Origin of the sequence: Streptomyces phaeofaciens, from assembly GCF_014648915.1 — a bacterium.
In the GTDB taxonomy this organism is placed as follows: Bacteria; Actinomycetota; Actinomycetes; order Streptomycetales; family Streptomycetaceae; genus Streptomyces; species Streptomyces phaeofaciens.
In genome coordinates, this window is record NZ_BMSA01000024.1 from 166,342 (window position 1) to 181,740 (window position 15,399).

16 protein-coding genes and 1 pseudogene are annotated in these 15,399 nt (G+C 70.8%); 10 read left to right on the top strand and 7 right to left on the bottom strand.

Going from position 1 to position 15,399, the window contains the following annotated elements:
• Positions 1–170 precede the first annotated feature (170 nt).
• Complete coding sequence (locus tag IE275_RS33405) at positions 171–2,723, top strand: ABC transporter ATP-binding protein/permease (RefSeq protein ID WP_229870794.1); 2,553 nt, start codon at positions 171–173, stop codon at positions 2,721–2,723.
• Positions 2,724–2,792: 69 nt separating this feature from the next.
• Here the strand turns inward: IE275_RS33405 and IE275_RS33410 are convergent, their stop codons facing one another.
• The 3 genes from IE275_RS33410 to IE275_RS33420 all read right to left on the bottom strand — a co-directional run bounded on the left by IE275_RS33410 (position 2,793) and on the right by IE275_RS33420 (position 5,683).
• Entirely contained in the window at positions 2,793–3,515 is a 723-nt protein-coding gene (locus tag IE275_RS33410) for a transglycosylase SLT domain-containing protein (RefSeq protein WP_189716145.1), read from the bottom strand.
• Between the two features lie 303 nt (positions 3,516–3,818).
• Entirely contained in the window at positions 3,819–4,988 is a 1,170-nt protein-coding gene (locus tag IE275_RS33415; protein WP_189716147.1) for an S-adenosylmethionine:tRNA ribosyltransferase-isomerase, read from the bottom strand.
• Positions 4,985–5,683: an SDR family NAD(P)-dependent oxidoreductase gene (locus IE275_RS33420; protein WP_189716149.1), complete on the bottom strand. Its 699-nt coding sequence runs from the start codon at positions 5,681–5,683 to the stop codon at positions 4,985–4,987. The genes IE275_RS33415 and IE275_RS33420 overlap by 4 nt, the downstream gene beginning before the upstream one ends.
• Positions 5,684–5,923: 240 nt before the next feature.
• Between IE275_RS33420 and IE275_RS33425 the strand changes: the two genes are divergently transcribed.
• The 4 genes from IE275_RS33425 to IE275_RS33440 all read left to right on the top strand — a co-directional run bounded on the left by IE275_RS33425 (position 5,924) and on the right by IE275_RS33440 (position 8,653).
• Entirely contained in the window at positions 5,924–7,069 is a 1,146-nt protein-coding gene (locus IE275_RS33425; protein WP_189716151.1) for a GAF domain-containing sensor histidine kinase, read from the top strand.
• A complete protein-coding gene (locus IE275_RS33430; protein ID WP_189716152.1) occupies positions 7,062–7,703 on the top strand; it encodes a response regulator in 642 nt (213 codons plus the stop codon). The genes IE275_RS33425 and IE275_RS33430 overlap by 8 nt, the downstream gene beginning before the upstream one ends.
• A gap of 180 nt (positions 7,704–7,883) precedes the next feature.
• Positions 7,884–8,129: a chaplin ChpE gene (gene chpE / locus IE275_RS33435; protein ID WP_189716154.1), complete on the top strand. Its 246-nt coding sequence runs from the start codon at positions 7,884–7,886 to the stop codon at positions 8,127–8,129.
• 284 nt (positions 8,130–8,413) lie between these two features.
• Positions 8,414–8,653 carry a chaplin gene (locus IE275_RS33440; protein WP_189716156.1) on the top strand — a complete coding sequence of 80 codons (240 nt, stop codon included), beginning with the start codon at positions 8,414–8,416 and terminating at the stop codon, positions 8,651–8,653.
• A gap of 131 nt (positions 8,654–8,784) precedes the next feature.
• On the opposite strand, the gene IE275_RS33445 is transcribed toward IE275_RS33440, so the two are convergent.
• Positions 8,785–9,573 carry an Rv1486c family protein gene (locus IE275_RS33445; RefSeq protein WP_229870798.1) on the bottom strand — a complete coding sequence of 263 codons (789 nt, stop codon included), beginning with the start codon at positions 9,571–9,573 and terminating at the stop codon, positions 8,785–8,787.
• A gap of 154 nt (positions 9,574–9,727) precedes the next feature.
• Between IE275_RS33445 and IE275_RS33450 the strand changes: the two are divergent.
• The 3 genes and pseudogenes from IE275_RS33450 to IE275_RS33460 all read left to right on the top strand — a co-directional run.
• Positions 9,728–10,258: pseudogene (locus IE275_RS33450) on the top strand (ABC transporter ATP-binding protein); the annotation flags it as partial.
• A gap of 320 nt (positions 10,259–10,578) precedes the next feature.
• Positions 10,579–11,010, top strand: coding sequence for an NfeD family protein (locus tag IE275_RS33455; RefSeq protein WP_189716162.1), 432 nt, complete (start codon positions 10,579–10,581; stop codon positions 11,008–11,010).
• A gap of 189 nt (positions 11,011–11,199) precedes the next feature.
• Entirely contained in the window at positions 11,200–12,153 is a 954-nt protein-coding gene (locus tag IE275_RS33460) for an SPFH domain-containing protein (RefSeq protein WP_189716164.1), read from the top strand.
• Positions 12,154–12,217: 64 nt separating this feature from the next.
• On the opposite strand, the gene IE275_RS33465 is transcribed toward IE275_RS33460, so the two are convergent.
• From IE275_RS33465 to IE275_RS33475, 3 genes are all read right to left on the bottom strand, one after another.
• On the bottom strand, positions 12,218–12,724 hold the full coding sequence (locus tag IE275_RS33465) for an HNH endonuclease (protein WP_189716165.1): 507 nt from the start codon (positions 12,722–12,724) through the stop codon (positions 12,218–12,220).
• 153 nt (positions 12,725–12,877) lie between these two features.
• Positions 12,878–13,417 (bottom strand): YbhB/YbcL family Raf kinase inhibitor-like protein, encoded by a 540-nt coding sequence (locus tag IE275_RS33470; RefSeq protein ID WP_189716168.1) that lies wholly within the window; start codon positions 13,415–13,417, stop codon positions 12,878–12,880.
• 44 nt (positions 13,418–13,461) lie between these two features.
• A complete protein-coding gene (locus IE275_RS33475) occupies positions 13,462–14,244 on the bottom strand; it encodes a sporulation protein (protein WP_189716170.1) in 783 nt (260 codons plus the stop codon).
• Positions 14,245–14,394: 150 nt separating this feature from the next.
• On the opposite strand from IE275_RS33475, the gene IE275_RS33480 reads away from it, so the two are divergent.
• On the top strand, positions 14,395–15,057 hold the full coding sequence (locus IE275_RS33480) for a DNA-3-methyladenine glycosylase (RefSeq protein WP_189716172.1): 663 nt from the start codon (positions 14,395–14,397) through the stop codon (positions 15,055–15,057).
• A 128-nt stretch (positions 15,058–15,185) separates the two neighbouring features.
• Positions 15,186–15,399 (top strand): hypothetical protein (locus IE275_RS46220; RefSeq protein WP_229870801.1); only part of this gene is annotated, 214 nt, incomplete at its 3' end.

The window sequence follows — 15,399 nt, forward strand, 5'->3', positions numbered from 1 at the left end:
GCCGCTTCCGTCCCCCTCGCGTGCGTTTACCACTCTCCGGGCCGATTTCAACCCCGTCAACGGGGACGGCCGATGCGCTCGCCCAGGCTCTTCACAAGGCCCGACTTTCGGTCAGGGGGCCGGGCCTGAAATAGTTCCCGACGATGTTCGACATCCCTAGACTCCCTGTGATGGGGCGTAACTCGGGGGACTACTCAGTGGGGCATGGAGTGCCGGAACTCGTACTGGAATTGAACGGACGCACCTGGACGCTCGACACGTCCAGGCCATACACCCTCGGACGTGATCCGCAGGGGGACCTCGTGTTCGAGGACGCCAGGGTCTCCTGGCGCCACGCCACGGTCAGCTTCAACGGCCGCAGTTGGGTCATCGAGGACCACGGCAGCACCAACGGCACGTTCGTGCAGGGCCAGCGGATCCATCAGCTGGAGATCGGCCCGGGTACGGCGGTGCACCTGGGCAACGCGACCGACGGCCCGCGCGTGAACGTCTCGGGGGCGCAGGCGCCCGTCGCGCAGCCCCAGCAGCAGCCGTACGCCGCGCAGGGCGCGAACCAGGCGTGGGCCCAGCCCGCGCCCCAGCCGCCGGCCGCGAACACCGCGCAGCCCGGCTGGCAGCAGCCGCAGCAGGCCGCCGCACCGCGGATCCCGCAGCAGGGACAGGGCCCCGGCGTCGGCGCGGGGGCGCCGCCGGTCTACGGCGACCGCAGCCCCACCACGTTCCACCAGTTCTCCCTCGGCCGCGTGATGCGCATCGGCCGTGCGCTGGAGAACGACCTGGTCGTCTCCGACCTCCAGGTCTCCCGCAACCACGCCGAGTTCCACTCGACGCCCGACGGCCGCATGGAGATCCGCGACCTCGGCTCGCACAACGGTACGTACGTCAACGGTCAGCCGATCGCCAAGGGCGGCACCCAGCTGCTCGGCCCCACCGACATCGTCGGCGTCGGCCACTCGACGTTCCGGATCGTCGGCGACCGGCTCGAGGAGTTCGTCGACACCGGTGAGGTCTCCTTCTCCGCCCGCCACCTCACCGTCACGGTCGACGGCGGCAAGCAGATCCTCAAGGACGTCTCCTTCGGCGTCCCGGAGAAGTCGCTGATCGCGGTCATCGGACCGTCCGGTTCCGGCAAGTCGACGCTGCTCAAGGCGCTGACCGGCTACCGCCCGGCCAACCAGGGCGACGTCCTCTACGACAACCGGAACCTGTACAAGCAGTTCGCCGAGCTGCGCCAGCGCATCGGTCTGGTCCCGCAGGACGACATCCTGCACAAGGAACTGACGGTCAAGCGGGCCCTGAAGTACGCGGCCAAGCTCCGCTTCCCCGCCGACACCACGGGCGCCGAGCGCGACGCCCGTATCGACGAGGTGCTGCGCGAGCTGAAGCTCGACATCCACAAAGAGAAGAAGATCACCTCCCTCTCCGGCGGCCAGCGCAAGCGCGTGTCGGTGGCCCTGGAGCTGCTCACCAAGCCGTCGCTGATCTTCCTGGACGAGCCGACCTCCGGCCTCGACCCGGGCATGGACCGTGACGTCATGCAGCTGCTGCGCGGCCTCGCCGACGACGGCCGCACGGTCCTCGTCGTCACGCACTCGGTGGCCGAACTCGCGATCTGCGACAAGCTGCTCGTGATGGCGCCGGGCGGTGCCGTCGCCTACTTCGGTCCGCCCGAGGAGGCACTGAACTTCTTCGGCTACGACACCTGGGCCGACGTCTTCTCCGCCTTCGAGAACTACCGCGACTACGACTGGGCGGGCCGCTGGAAGGGTTCGCAGCACTACCAGATGTACGCCGCGGACATCGACGCCATCGCGCCGCAGTCCGTACAGATGCCGCCGATGCAGGCGATGAAGCCGCCGAAGCCGCAGGGCTGGATGTCGCAGTTCGTCACCCTGGTGCGCCGCTACACGTCGGTGATCGCCTCCGACAAGGGCTTCCTCGCCCTGTCGGTGATCCTGCCGGTCGTCCTCGGTTCGGTGAGCCTGCTCATCGACTCGGGCAACAGCCTGCTGCCCAACCCGGTGAACCCGAAGACCGGCCGGATCATCCCCAACGGCACGGCCACCACCGTCCTGCTGATCCTCGCGGTCGGCGCCTGCTTCGCGGGTGCGGCGAACTCCGTCCGTGAGCTGATCAAGGAACGGGTCATCTACGAGCGGGAGCGCGCCACCGGCCTGTCCCGCTCGGCGTACCTGATGTCCAAGGTGTTCGTGCTCGGCCTGGTCACCGTGTTCCAGGGGCTGCTGGTCGGCGTCATCGGCTTCTCCAGCCGGGAGATCCCGGCGGAGGGCCTGATCCTCAAGAGCGCGCCGCTGGTGGAACTGTGCCTGCCGATCATGGCGCTCGGCTTCACCTCGATGATGTTCGGCCTGATCATCTCCTCGCTGGTGAAGACGGCCGAGAAGACCATGCCGCTGCTGGTCATGTTCGCGATCATCCAGGTGGTGTTCACGGGCTGCCTGTTCGCCCTGGGCGGCTCGATCGGCGTCAACGAGTTCTCGTACCTGATGCCGTCCCGCTGGGCGGTCGGCGCCGCGGGCGCCACGCTGGACTTCAACAAGATCAGCCCGCCGGCGGACGGCAACGACAGCGACCCGCTGTGGGAGCACACCGTCGGGGCCTGGGGCCTGGACATGGTCGCCCTGATCGCCCTCGGCGTGATCTGCGGCTTCTTCGTGGCCCGCTTCCTGCGCCGCCACGAGCCCGAGGTCATGCGCAAGTAGCGTGCCGTGCACGACGCCGAAGGGCGGCGCCCCATGACGGGGCGCCGCCCTTCGGCGTGCGGCGGCGGGTCAGTACGCGCTGTTGACGTTGTCGATCGAGCCGTACCGGTGGGCGGCGTAGTTCGCCGCGGCGGTGATGTTGGCGACCGGGTCGTAGATGTTCCGGGACGTGCCGGCCACGTGGTACGCGTTGAAGGTCGGCTGGATCACCTGGAGCAGGCCCTTGGAAGGGACGCCGTTGACGGCGTTGATGTCCCAGCCGTTGATGGCGTTCGGGTTGCCGGAGGACTCCCGCATGATGTTGCGGTGCAGTCCGCTGTAGCTGCCGGGGATGTCCTTGGCGTTCATGATGGCCAGGGCCTGGCGGATCCAGCCGTCCAGGTTGTTGGAGTAGCTCTTGACCGCGACGCGGTGCGAGGAGCGGCTCGCGGCGTCCTTGGCGTGGCGCGCGGCGGCGGCCTTCTGGGCGGCGGCCGTGGCGGCCGCCTTCTTCTTCGCGGTGACGGCCGCGGCGGCGGCCCGCGACGCGGCCTTCTTCTTGGCCACGGCGGCCGTGGCGGCCTTCTTCTTCGCCTCGATGGCGTCGACCTTCACGCTCGTGCCGGCCAGCTGGTCGGTGACGCTGGCCTTGATGCCGCGCACCGGCTCGGAGCTGTAGGCCACGCGGGCCGAGGGGGCGGCCGCGTCCGTCGTGGTCGTCTGCGCGTCGGCCGGCACCACGGAGAGGGCGAAGGCGGCGGCACCGAGGGCGGCGACACCGACGATCGCGGTCTTGTGAGTGTTCTGGGGCATTGCGGAAGGACCTCTTCGAATAGCGCGGAGGTCGCTCTCTTCGTCCCACGGCGGACAGCGGGTGCTGGAGGCACGTGTGCCGCGGGGGACAACCCGCGGCACTGAGCGACGGCAGCCATTCTTAGCGGCCGCAAAATGGCCAGGCAAAGATGTGACGTACGATCCCCGGTAGTGGATCAGGGAAGGGCAAAACGGGACAGACTGTACTGTCCGTCCCGTTCATTCGGGTCGACTCCCCCTCCTATGTGCCCTAGTAGGTGATCTGCGCCCTATGTGCGGGCTCACATCGACCCGGCCCAGCCCTCACACGCAGTTGCCGAAGCGATGCCCCGTGTGAGGACCCTCCTCCGGCAGGACGAGGTGCACGTCCCCGAACTCGTGCCACAGGTACCGCCCGCGCAGCGCCTCGTCGTAGCCCCGGCCGATCGCGGCCCGACCCGCCACCGCCTCCAGCATCAGCAGATGCGAGGCCTCCGGCTCGTGCAGCCCGGTCAGCAGCCCGTCCACCACCCGCACCCCGCGCTCGGGCGTCACCACGAGATCCGTCCACCCCGCACGCGCGCGGACGACCCCGTCGGCGCCCGCCGCCGACTCCACCGCCCGCACGGCCGTCGTCCCGACCGCGATCACCCGCCCGCCCACCCGTCGCCCACCACGCTGCCGAGCAGGCGCCGCACGTCCCCTCCGACCGGCCCGCGCCGCGTTGATCAGCCGGGCCGACGCCTCCGGCACCGCGAACCGCTCCGGATACGGCGGCTCGTGCGCCTCCGCCGACGCCACCCCGGTGTGCAGGGTTACCGGCGCGAACTGCACACCCCGGCTCACCAGCTCCGCCACCAGCCCCGCCGTGAACGGACGTGCCGCACTCGGCATCTCCGCACTGCCCGAGCCGTCCGCCGACGGCAGCGCGAACGCCGTCTGGTACACGGACAGCGGCTGGTCCCGCTCCGTATAGGAGTAACGGATCGGCCGCCCGTGCTCCCGCAGCAGCTCCGGCACCGCCCCGCCGGACACCCCGGCCCACCACAGCCGCCCGCTGCCCGGACTCAGCGGCTCCGCCAGCACCAGCCGCACACCCCCGGGCAGCCCCACCTCCGTCCCCACCGGACCTCCCGCACGCGCGCGCGTGGTGCCCCTGTCGTCCGGGTCCCGCAGTTCGACCGCCCACCGCCCGTCGTCCCCGCGCGTGGAGAAGTGCACCACCACACGCGCGTGCCCGACCCGCCCGTCCACCGCCGCCGCGAGCGTGGGCGAGGTGTTCACCACCAGCAGGTCCCCGGCCCGCAGCAGACACGGCAGCTCCCGGAACGCGTGATGCGCCACCTCCGTCCCCCACGACACCAGCAGCCGTACGTCGTCCCGGCCCCGCCCCGGCCCGCGCTGCTCGGCCGGCACCCGCGCCGACAGCTCCTCCGGCACCCTCACCGGTACCCGGCCGCGCACGCGCGCGGTGACCCCCGTCGCCGACGTCATCGCCGGCCCGCCAGCAGCGCCGGAGCCCCGTACCGCCCGCTCGCCGGCCGCTCGTCCAGCAGCCGCAGGAAGGCCGGCACCACACCCTCCGGCTCCGGCCGCGCCCCGTCGTCGTCCGGTACGGCCGCCGCGTACAGGTCCGTGGCCATGTCCCCGGGGTCCACCGCCCACACCCGCAGCCCCGGCTCCTCCGCGCCGAGCACCGCCGCGAGCTGGTCCAGGGCCGCCTTCGACGCCCCGTAGCCGCCCCAGGTCTCGTACGCCTCCGCCGCCGCGTCCGAGCTGACGGCGACCACCGCGCCCCGCGGCGCCGCCCGCAGCAGCGGCAGCGCCTCCTGCACCAGGCCCAGCGCCGCCACGACGTTCACCTCCAGCGCCCGCCGCAGCCCGTCCAGCGGCAGCGCGTCCAGCCGCACCAGCGGCTCGGCGCCCAGCGCGCTCGCGTTGTTCACCACCAGATCGCACCCGCCGAGCCCCCACGCGGCCGCCACCAGCGCCGACCGGTGCCCGGCGTCCGTGACGTCCCCCGCGAGCGCCCGGACGGCCGTGCCGTGCGCCGCGACCGCGGCCGCCGCCCCCTTCAGCACGTCCTCCGTCCTGGCGTCCAGCACCAGATCCCAGCCGCGCGCGGCCAGCGCCTCGGCCAGCGCCCTGCCGAGCCCCTTCGAGGCCCCCGTGATGATCGCTACCGGCATGACAACCGTCCCCTCGTCCGACCGCCTCCGTCGGCGGTGACCCCACCGTAGGAACCGGCCCCCCGGGCCCGCCTCGGACGCGGGACGGGGCCCGCCGGGGCCCTTCGTCGTACGCCCGCACACCCGGTCCCCACGCCCTGGGGCGCCGTACCGGGGACCTCCGGCCTAGGCCTGTGGCCCTAGCCCGGGGCCGTCACCGGTCCGATCCGCGGTGTCACACCCCGCCGGTACCGTGAGGACATGAGTCATCGCCCCCGGTCCGGCCTCGCCGCGGTCAGCTCCGCGCTGCTGGCCATGAGCAGGCATCTGGAGGTGCGCGACGTCCTCAAGACGATCGTCGCCTCCGCCCGCGAGCTGCTCGACGCGCAGTACGCCGCGCTCGGGGTCCCGGACGACCACGGGGGCTTCGCGCAGTTCGTCGTCGACGGCATCGGCGAGGAGCAGTGGAAGGCCATCGGCCCCCTGCCCCGACAGCACGGCATCCTGGCCTCGATGCTGCACGAGGCCCGCCCCGAGCGCCTCGCCGACGTGCGCAAGGACCCCCGTTTCGAGGGCTGGCCGTCCGCCCACCCCGAGATGTCCGACTTCCTCGGCCTGCCCATCCGCGACGGCGACGAGATCATCGGCGCCCTGTTCCTCGCCAACAAGAACTGCCCGAAGCCCCAGGGCAGCTGCGGCTTCACCGAGGAGGACGAAGAACTCCTCGCCATCCTCGCCCAGCACGCGGCCATAGCCCTCACCAACGCCCGCCTCTACGAGCGCAGCCGCGAACTGACCATCGCCGAGGAACGCTCCCGGCTGGCCCACGAACTGCACGACGCGGTCGCCCAGAAGCTGTTCTCCCTGCGCCTGACGGCCCAGGCCGCCGCCGCCCTCGTCGACCGCGACCCCTCCCGCGCCAAGGGCGAGCTCCAGCAGGTCGCCGCGCTCGCCGCCGAGGCCGCAGACGAACTGCGCGCCGCCGTCGTGGAGCTGCGCCCCGCCGCCCTCGACGAGGACGGCCTCGTGGCCACCCTGCGCACCCAGATCCAGGTCCTCGACCGAGCCCACGCCGCCCGCGTGACGTTCACCGGCCGCGGCGTCCGCGCCCTGCCCGCCGCCCAGGAGGAGGCGCTGCTGCGCGTCGCCCAGGAGGCCCTGCACAACGCCCTGCGCCACGCGGACGCGCAGCACGTCGACGTGACCCTCCACAAGCGCGGCACGGACACGGTCCTGCGCATCACCGACGACGGCTGCGGCTTCGAGCCCGCCGCGGTCCGCCGGGCCGGCCGCCACCTCGGCCTGGTGTCGATGCGCGACCGGGCCGGCGGCATCGGCGGCACGCTCACGGTGGAATCGGCGCCCGGCAAGGGCACCACGATCGAGATGGAGGCCCCCGGTGGCTGACGCAATCAAGGTGCTGCTCGTCGACGACCACCAGGTCGTCCGCCGGGGCCTGCGCACCTTCCTGGAGGTCCAGGACGACATCGAGGTCGTCGGCGAGGCCGCCGACGGCGCCGAGGGCGTGGAGCGCGCCGAGGAGCTGAGGCCCGACGTCGTCCTGATGGACGTCAAGATGCCCGGCATGGACGGTGTGGAGGCCCTCCGCAGGCTCCGCGAGCTGGAGAACCCCGCGCGGGTGCTGATCGTCACCAGCTTCACCGAACAGCGCACGGTGGTCCCGGCCCTGCGCGCGGGCGCCGCCGGGTACGTCTACAAGGACGTGGACCCCGACGCCCTCGCCGGCGCCATCCGCTCCGTCCACGCCGGGCACATCCTGCTCCAGCCGGAGGTGGCCGGCGCCCTGCTCTCCCAGGAGGTGGCCAACTCGGGCCAGGGCAGAGGCGGGGCGCTCACGGAACGCGAGCGCGAGGTGCTCGGCCTGATAGCGGACGGTCGCTCCAACCGCGAGATCGCCAGGGCCCTCGTTCTCTCCGAGAAGACCGTCAAGACCCACGTCTCGAACATCCTGATGAAACTCGACGTGGCCGACCGCACCCAGGCCGCGCTGTGGGCCGTACGCCACGGCGTGACCGGCTGAAACGCTCTCCGTACGGCTCGGCGGAGGCGACCCGGCGGGTGGTACGGAGCGTCCCGTTCCGGACTGAGATTCATACCGTCGTGGGAATGTCCCCCGAATGGCGCAACCTCCCGGGAGCCCCGCCGTTCTCCAGTGCGTGCTGCGGCGACTGCCGCGGCCATCGCTAGGAGGACTCGAGAAGTGAAGAACCTGAAGAAGGCAGCGGCCGTGACGATGGTGGCCGGCGGCCTGATGGCCGCGGGGGCCGGCATGGCCTCCGCCACCGACGGCGCCACGGCCCTCGGCGAGGCCAAGGGCTCGCCGGGCGTCGTCTCGGGCAACGTCGTGCAGGCCCCGGTGCACATCCCGGTCAACGCCGTCGGCAACAGCGTCAACGTGATCGGCGTGCTCAACCCGGCCTTCGGCAACCTGGGCCTCAACCACTGAGGTCCCTGCCCGTACCGACCTCCGGCCTCCCCCAGGCGCCCACCCGGGGGAGGCCGGTCCGGTTGTCATCCCATAGCGCTGTCGGCCCATAGTGCTGTCGCTTCATGGATGTGTCGGCCCATAGGTCGATAGGCCCATACCGCTGTCGGCTCATCGCCCTGTAGTGCCAATGATCCGAACGGGCAGTTCCCCGCGCCCGTCCCGCACCGTTCCCGATCACCACCGCGTTGGGCAGCGCACGACCCGCGGCCGGGTCGGACACGCAAACAGGAGGAACACTTCCCATGAACATCGCCAAGAAGGCTGCTGTGGCCCTCACCGTCGCCGGCATCGCCGCCGGTGCTTCGGCCGGCGCCGCTGTCGCCGACTCGGGCGCCGAGGGCGCGGCCGTGAAGTCGCCGGGCGTCGCCTCGGGCAACACCGTCCAGGTCCCCGTCCACATCCCCGTGAACGTGGTCGGCGACACCGTCAACATCGTCGGCCTCCTGAACCCGGCCTTCGGCAACACGGGCGTGAACGACTGAGGTCACCGCTCGACAGCCGCACGGCGGAGGGGCTCCGCACGTCAACGACGACGTGCGGAGCCCCTCCGCCGTGCCGGGGACCCGACCCCGGCCCGCGGCGGCAGGCGCGCCGCGTCATCCGGCCCGCACGCTCACCGGACCCCCCGCTCCCGCTCTTCCACATACGCGTTGTAGGCCGCCACCTGCGCCCGCCGGGCCGTCCGCTCCACCGGCCGCAACGCCTCGGCCCGCGCCGCCATCTCACCGGAGCTGACCGCACCCCCGGGCCCCCGCTCCTGGGCGAGCGACACCAGCAACCCCACCCGCTGCCCCAGCTCCAGCACCCGCACGGCCCGCGGCGGATACCCCGGCGCCAACACCTCCCGCCCCCGCTCCGACCGCGCCCGGTACGCGTCGATCGCCGCCTCCGCCACCGGCCCCGACCCGGCGACGTCCAGCCGCGACAGCACCGCCGTGGCATCCCGCAACGCCTCCGCCAGCTCCCGCTCGGCCTCACCCAGCGACGGCACATCGGCCGGCGGAGCCTCCCGCACCGGCAGGCAGTGCCACACCACCTCGACATGCACATCACCGGCGGGCCCGGCCTCGTACACCTCCGGCACCAGGCCCAGCGCGGCCCCGTGACAGACCACCGCCTCCTCCGCCTCCAGCGCCCGCGCGTTGAACTCCGGCGGCCCGCTCAGCCCGAGCGGATGCCCCGGCGCGGGCAGTGCCACCCGCAGCCCGGTCACCCCCAGCGCCCGCAGCCGCCCGAGCGCGAGCGTGAGCCCGACGGGCCCGGATTCGCCGGGCAGTCCCTCCACCCGGTGCACGGCGTCCTCACCGACGACGGCGAGTACGGCGTCGTCCGGCGAGACAAGTCCGGCCAACAGGGCATTTCCCCAAGCGGCAAGGCGACCAGAGCGCGGTTCCGAGAGCATGGCTCCACCCTAAGGACCGGACCGATGGAACGGCCCACCCGGCCGGTGGCGTAGATTTTCCCGAGGGGCCGCGCCCACCCGAGCGCGGCGGGCCGAGCCACCGGCGCCCGCGACAACCGAGACCGGCCACACTGCAAGGGGAGACAACGCGCCAATGAGCGATGTTCTGGAGCTTCAGGACGTATCGGTGGTCCGCGAGGGCCGGGCTCTGGTGGACCAGGTCTCCTGGTCGGTCAAGGAGGGCGAGCGCTGGGTCATCCTCGGCCCCAACGGAGCCGGCAAGACGACCCTCCTGAACATCGCCTCCACCTACCTCTTCCCCAGCGCGGGCACCGTCTCCGTCCTCGACGAGACCCTCGGACGGCCGGGCACCGACGTCTTCGAGCTGCGCCCGCGCATCGGTATGGCCGGCATCGCCCTGGCCGACAAGCTCCCCAAGAGCCAGACCGTCCTCCAGACGGTTCTGACGGCCGCGTACGGCATGACCGCCGCGTGGCAGGAGGAGTACGAGGACGTCGACGAGCAGCGCGCCCGCGCCTTCCTCGACCGCCTCGGCATGAGCGAGTACCTCGACCGGAAGTTCGGCACCCTCTCCGAGGGCGAGCGCAAGCGCACCCTCATCGCCCGCGCCCTGATGACCGACCCCGAGCTGCTCCTCCTCGACGAGCCCGCCGCCGGCCTCGACCTCGGCGGCCGCGAGGACCTCGTACGCCGTCTCGGCCGCCTCGCCCGCGACCCCATCGCCCCCTCGATGATCATGGTCACGCACCATGTCGAGGAGATCGCCCCCGGCTTCACCCACGTCCTCATGATCCGCCAGGGCAAGGTCCTCGCCGCCGGACCCGTCGAGCTCGAACTCACCTCCCGCAACCTCTCCCTCTGCTTCGGCCTCCCGCTCGTCGTGGAACAGGTCGGCGAGCGCTGGACCGCACAGGGCCTCCCCCTGTCCTGACCGCCCCTCCTGCGCCCTGTCGGCGGCACGGCCTCCGGACCTACCATGACCGTGTGAACGACATCGACGCGTGGGTGTGGTGGCTCGTGGGCGCGGCAGCGCTGGGAATCCCGCTCGTGGTGACCGCGATGCCGGAGTTCGGCATGCTCGCGGTCGGCGCGGTGGCCGCCGCGATCGCGGCGGGACTGGGCCTCGGCGCCGTGCCGCAGGTGCTCATCTTCATCGTCGTCTCGGTCGCGCTCCTCGCCGTCGTACGGCCCATCGCCGCACGCCACAGCATGCAGCGCCCCCAACTCGCCACCGGAGTGGACGCGCTGAAGGGAAAGCAGGCCGTCGTACTGGAACGCGTCGACGGCGCCGGCGGCCGGATCAAACTCGCCGGCGAGGTCTGGTCGGCGCGCGCCCTCGACACCGACCGCAGCTACGAAATCGGTCAGGAAGTCGACGTCGTGGAGATCGAGGGGGCCACGGCGATCGTCATCTGACCTGTACAACTCCCGCACCACGCAAGTGAACCGAAGACCTCCCGGGGCACGCGACGGTCTGTCACACTCGACCAGCAAGATCTTCAACAGCCATAAGATCTTCCAAAAGGCGCTCGAGGCGGAGACGCGCAGACGCGGCAACGCGGAACGCGCGACGCGGAAAACGCGGAAAAGGGGACGGGGAGCACGATGGAACCAGTCATCATCGTCTTGATCATTCTGGTGGTGTTGGTCTTCATCGCCCTGATCAAGACGATCCAGGTCATCCCACAGGCGAGCGCCGCCATCGTGGAGCGGTTCGGCCGCTACACCCGGACGCTCAACGCGGGCCTCAACATCGTCGTCCCGTTCATCGACACCATCCGCAACCGCATCGACCTGCGGGAACAGGTCGTCCCGTTCCCGCCGCAGCCGGTGATCACCCAGGACAACCTGGTCGTCAACATCGACACCGTCATCTACTACCAGGTGACCGACGCCCGGGCCGCCACCTACGAGGTCGCCAGCTACATCCAGGCGATCGAGCAGCTCACCGTCACCACACTCCGCAACATCATCGGCGGCATGGACCTCGAGCGGACCCTCACCTCCCGCGAGGAGATCAACGCGGCCCTGCGCGGCGTCCTCGACGAGGCCACCGGCAAGTGGGGCATCCGCGTCAACCGCGTGGAACTGAAGGCCATCGAACCCCCGACCTCCATCCAGGACTCGATGGAGAAGCAGATGCGCGCCGACCGGGACAAGCGCGCCGCGATCCTCACCGCCGAGGGCACGCGCCAGGCCGCCATCCTCACCGCCGAGGGCGAGAAGCAGTCCCAGATCCTGCGCGCCGAGGGTGAGGCCAAGGCCGCCGCCCTGCGCGCCGAGGGCGAGGCCCAGGCCGTCCGCACGGTCTTCGAGGCCATCCACGCCGGCGACCCGGACCAGAAGCTCCTCTCCTACCAGTACCTCCAGATGCTCCCGAAGATCGCCGAGGGCAACGCCAACAAGCTCTGGATCGTCCCCAGCGAGATCGGCGACGCCCTCAAGGGCCTCTCCGGCGCCATGGGCAACTTCGGTGGCGTGGGCGGTGGTTCGGGCTCGACCGGCGCGAGCGCCGAGGCGAAGATCCCGGAGCGCCGGGAGAAGCCGTCCATCGACTGACACCGCGTGGACACGAGTGGGGCCCGCCTCCCGGCAGGAGGCGGGCCCCACTCATGTCACGGGCTCACGCCGCGTCGACCGTCAGCCACTCCGGCAGCGCCGCCAGGTCGTCCTGCCCCAGTGCCAGCAGCATCGCGTCCTGCGGGGTCGGCTCGAACGGACTCCGCAGCAGCGGCATGCCCGCCTGCTCCGGAGTCCGGTCCGCCTTGCGGTGGTTGTCCTCCGCGCACGAGGCCACGGTGTTCAGCCAGGAGTCCCGACCGCCCTGCGCCCGCGGCACCACGTGGTCCACCGTGGTCGCCCGGCGGCCGCAGTACGCGCACCGGTGCCGGTCCCTGACCAGCACCCCCCTCCGCGACCACGGCGCTTGTCTTCGGAACGGCACCCGTACGTATCTGCACAGCCTGATCACCCGGGGCGCGGGGATGTCCACATCGGCACCCCGCATGCGCAGTTCGGGGTGGGACTGCTCGACGACGGCCTTGTCCTGGAGCACCAGGACGACAGCTCGGTTCATCGTCACCGTAGACAGCGGCTCGAAGCTCGCGTTCAGCACCAGCGTGTCACGCATCCTGCCCACCTCCCATGCGCACCTGCCCACCCCCCGGCGGGCTCGGATCAACTCTGGACGGGCGCGCCGAGATGGACAACGCAATAAAAATGCCCGCCCCTGATCACTTCCAAGACCGGGGGCGGGCAAACGTTCAAAGAACGATGAACCGAATCATCCCTCCGTGGGATGCTCGTACTCACCGATCAACTGAGCGCGCGCGATCGTGTGGAACCGCAGATTGAAGCCCACGGCGGCGGGCGAGGCGTCCGAGTCCGGCCCGAGCTTCTCCTGGTCCACCGCGTACACGGTGAAGACGTACCGGTGCGGCCCGTCCCCGGGCGGCGGCGCGGCACCACCGAAGTCCTTGCTGCCGTAGTCGTTGCGCGCCTGGACGGCACCCTCCGGCAGCCCTTCGAACTTCCCGCCGCCCGCACCGGCCGGCAGCTCGGTCACCGAGGCGGGGACGTCGAACAGCACCCAGTGCCAGAACCCGCTGCCCGTCGGGGCGTCCGGGTCGTAGCAGGTCACGGCGAAGCTCTTGGTCTCGGGCGGGAAACCCTCCCACCGCAGCTGCGGCGAGGTGTTCCCCTCCGCGTGGACCTGAGCACCCTTGAGCGTGCCGCCCTCCTCGACGTCCTCGCTCGTCACCGTGAACGACGGCACGGGAGGGTGGAAGTCATGGGGGAGCGGCCGCCGCTTGAGCTCGGTCACCTCGGTACCTCCTGAACGGTTCTCTGGAGTATGTGGTTCCGAGCCTAGAACCAGTTGCGCTTGCTGCCGACCTCGGACAGCCACTGGTTGAGGTACGCCGCCCAGTCGGTGGCCTGGTAGTCGTGCAGACCTACCTGGAACGAGCGGAAGGTGTCACTGCCCTCGCTGAACAGTCCCGGCTTCTTGTCCATCTCCAGGATGACGTCCATCGCGTGCTCGTCGGCCACGAAGCTCAGCTCGACCTGGTTCAGACCGCGGTACTGCGACGGCGGGAAGAACTCGATCTCCTGGTAGAAGGGCAGCTTCTGCCGCGTACCGCGGATGTGGCCGCGCTCCATGTCCGCGTTCTTGAAGCGGAAGCCCAGCTGGATGAAGGCGTCCAGGATCGCCTTCTGCGCCGGCAGCGGGTGCACGTTGACCGGGTCCAGGTCACCGGAGTCCACGGCCCGCGCGATCGCCAGCTCGGTCGTCACACCGATGTGCATGCCGCGCAGCGTCTGGCCGTCGATCGTCGTGATCGGCGTCTCCCAGGGGATCTCCAGCCCGAACGGCACCGCGTGCACGGCACCGGCCTGGAGCTCGAAGGCGCCGCCCAGCTGGAGCTTGGTGAACTCGATGTCCTGCTTGTACTCCTGGTCCCCGCTCTCGACCTCGACCTTGGCCTGGAGCCCGACGGACAGCCCCTCGATGTTCTGGTTCACGGACCCGCCCTGGATCCGCACCTCGCCCTGGACGACTCCGCCAGGAACGACATTGACCTCCGTCAGTACCGTCTCGACCGAGGCCCCGCCGGCCCCGAGACTCGCGAGCAGCTTCTTGAACGCCATGACTCTCCCTCTACGACTACTACTGACGGGATCCCTTGATCCCTACAAACGCGATCCGGCCGTGGCCGGTTCCGCCTTCCACACCCTGGCAAGCCGAGTGCCCGCTGACCACCCCGCCGCACCCATCGGACTCCACTAGGCTCCGAGGGCATGATCGCGACCCCCGACCGTACGCCTCTCCCCAGGGCCTTCTTCGACCGCCCTGTCCTGGAAGTGGCCCCCGACCTCCTCGGCCGCCTCCTCGTCCGTACGACCCCCGAGGGCCCGATCACCCTCCGCCTCACAGAGGTGGAGGCCTACGACGGCCAGAACGACCCCGGCTCGCACGCCTATCGTGGCCGCACCCCCCGCAACGACGTGATGTTCGGTCCGCCCGGCCATGTGTACGTCTACTTCACCTACGGCATGTGGCACTGCATGAACCTCGTCTGCGGTCCCGAGGGCAGGGCGAGCGGCGTTCTGCTCCGCGCCGGCGAGGTGATCGAGGGCGCCGACCTCGCGCGTAAACGTCGACTCTCGGCCCGTCATGACAAGGAACTGGCCAAAGGACCCGCCCGCCTGGCCACGGCCCTGGACGTCGACCGGGCTCTCGACGGCACGGACGCGTGCGCCACGGGAGAGACCACGGGAGAGAGGGGAGAGACCCCGCTGCGCATCCTGACGGGCACCCCGGTCCACTCCGACCAGGTACGCAACGGTCCACGCACCGGAGTCTCCGGCGACGGAGCCGTGCACCCCTGGCGATATTGGATCGCCGACGACCCCACGGTGAGCCCCTACAGGGCCCATGTCGCCCGGCGCCGTTCAAGTTGACTCGCCTTTGGCAGAGGCGTAACGTAGCCCGAGCCGCTTGAACCGGGTACGGCATTCGCCAGCAGCCGGAAGCGGCCACCCCACTACCTATGAACGCCCCTCAACGGGAGCGCATTCAGCATGCCCGCATGCCTGAATTCGACCCGAAGGAACTCGATTATGAGTTGCCGAGGGAATCGGCTAACGTAGTGAATGTCGAAAGGGCGACGGGCGAAAGCCGGAAGCCCCAAGGCAAATCCCACCGACAGGGAATCGGATCGAGAAAACGATCTGATAGAGTCGGAATCGCCGGAAAGGAAACGCGAGAGCGGGAACCTGGAAAGCACCGAGGAAATCGGGTCG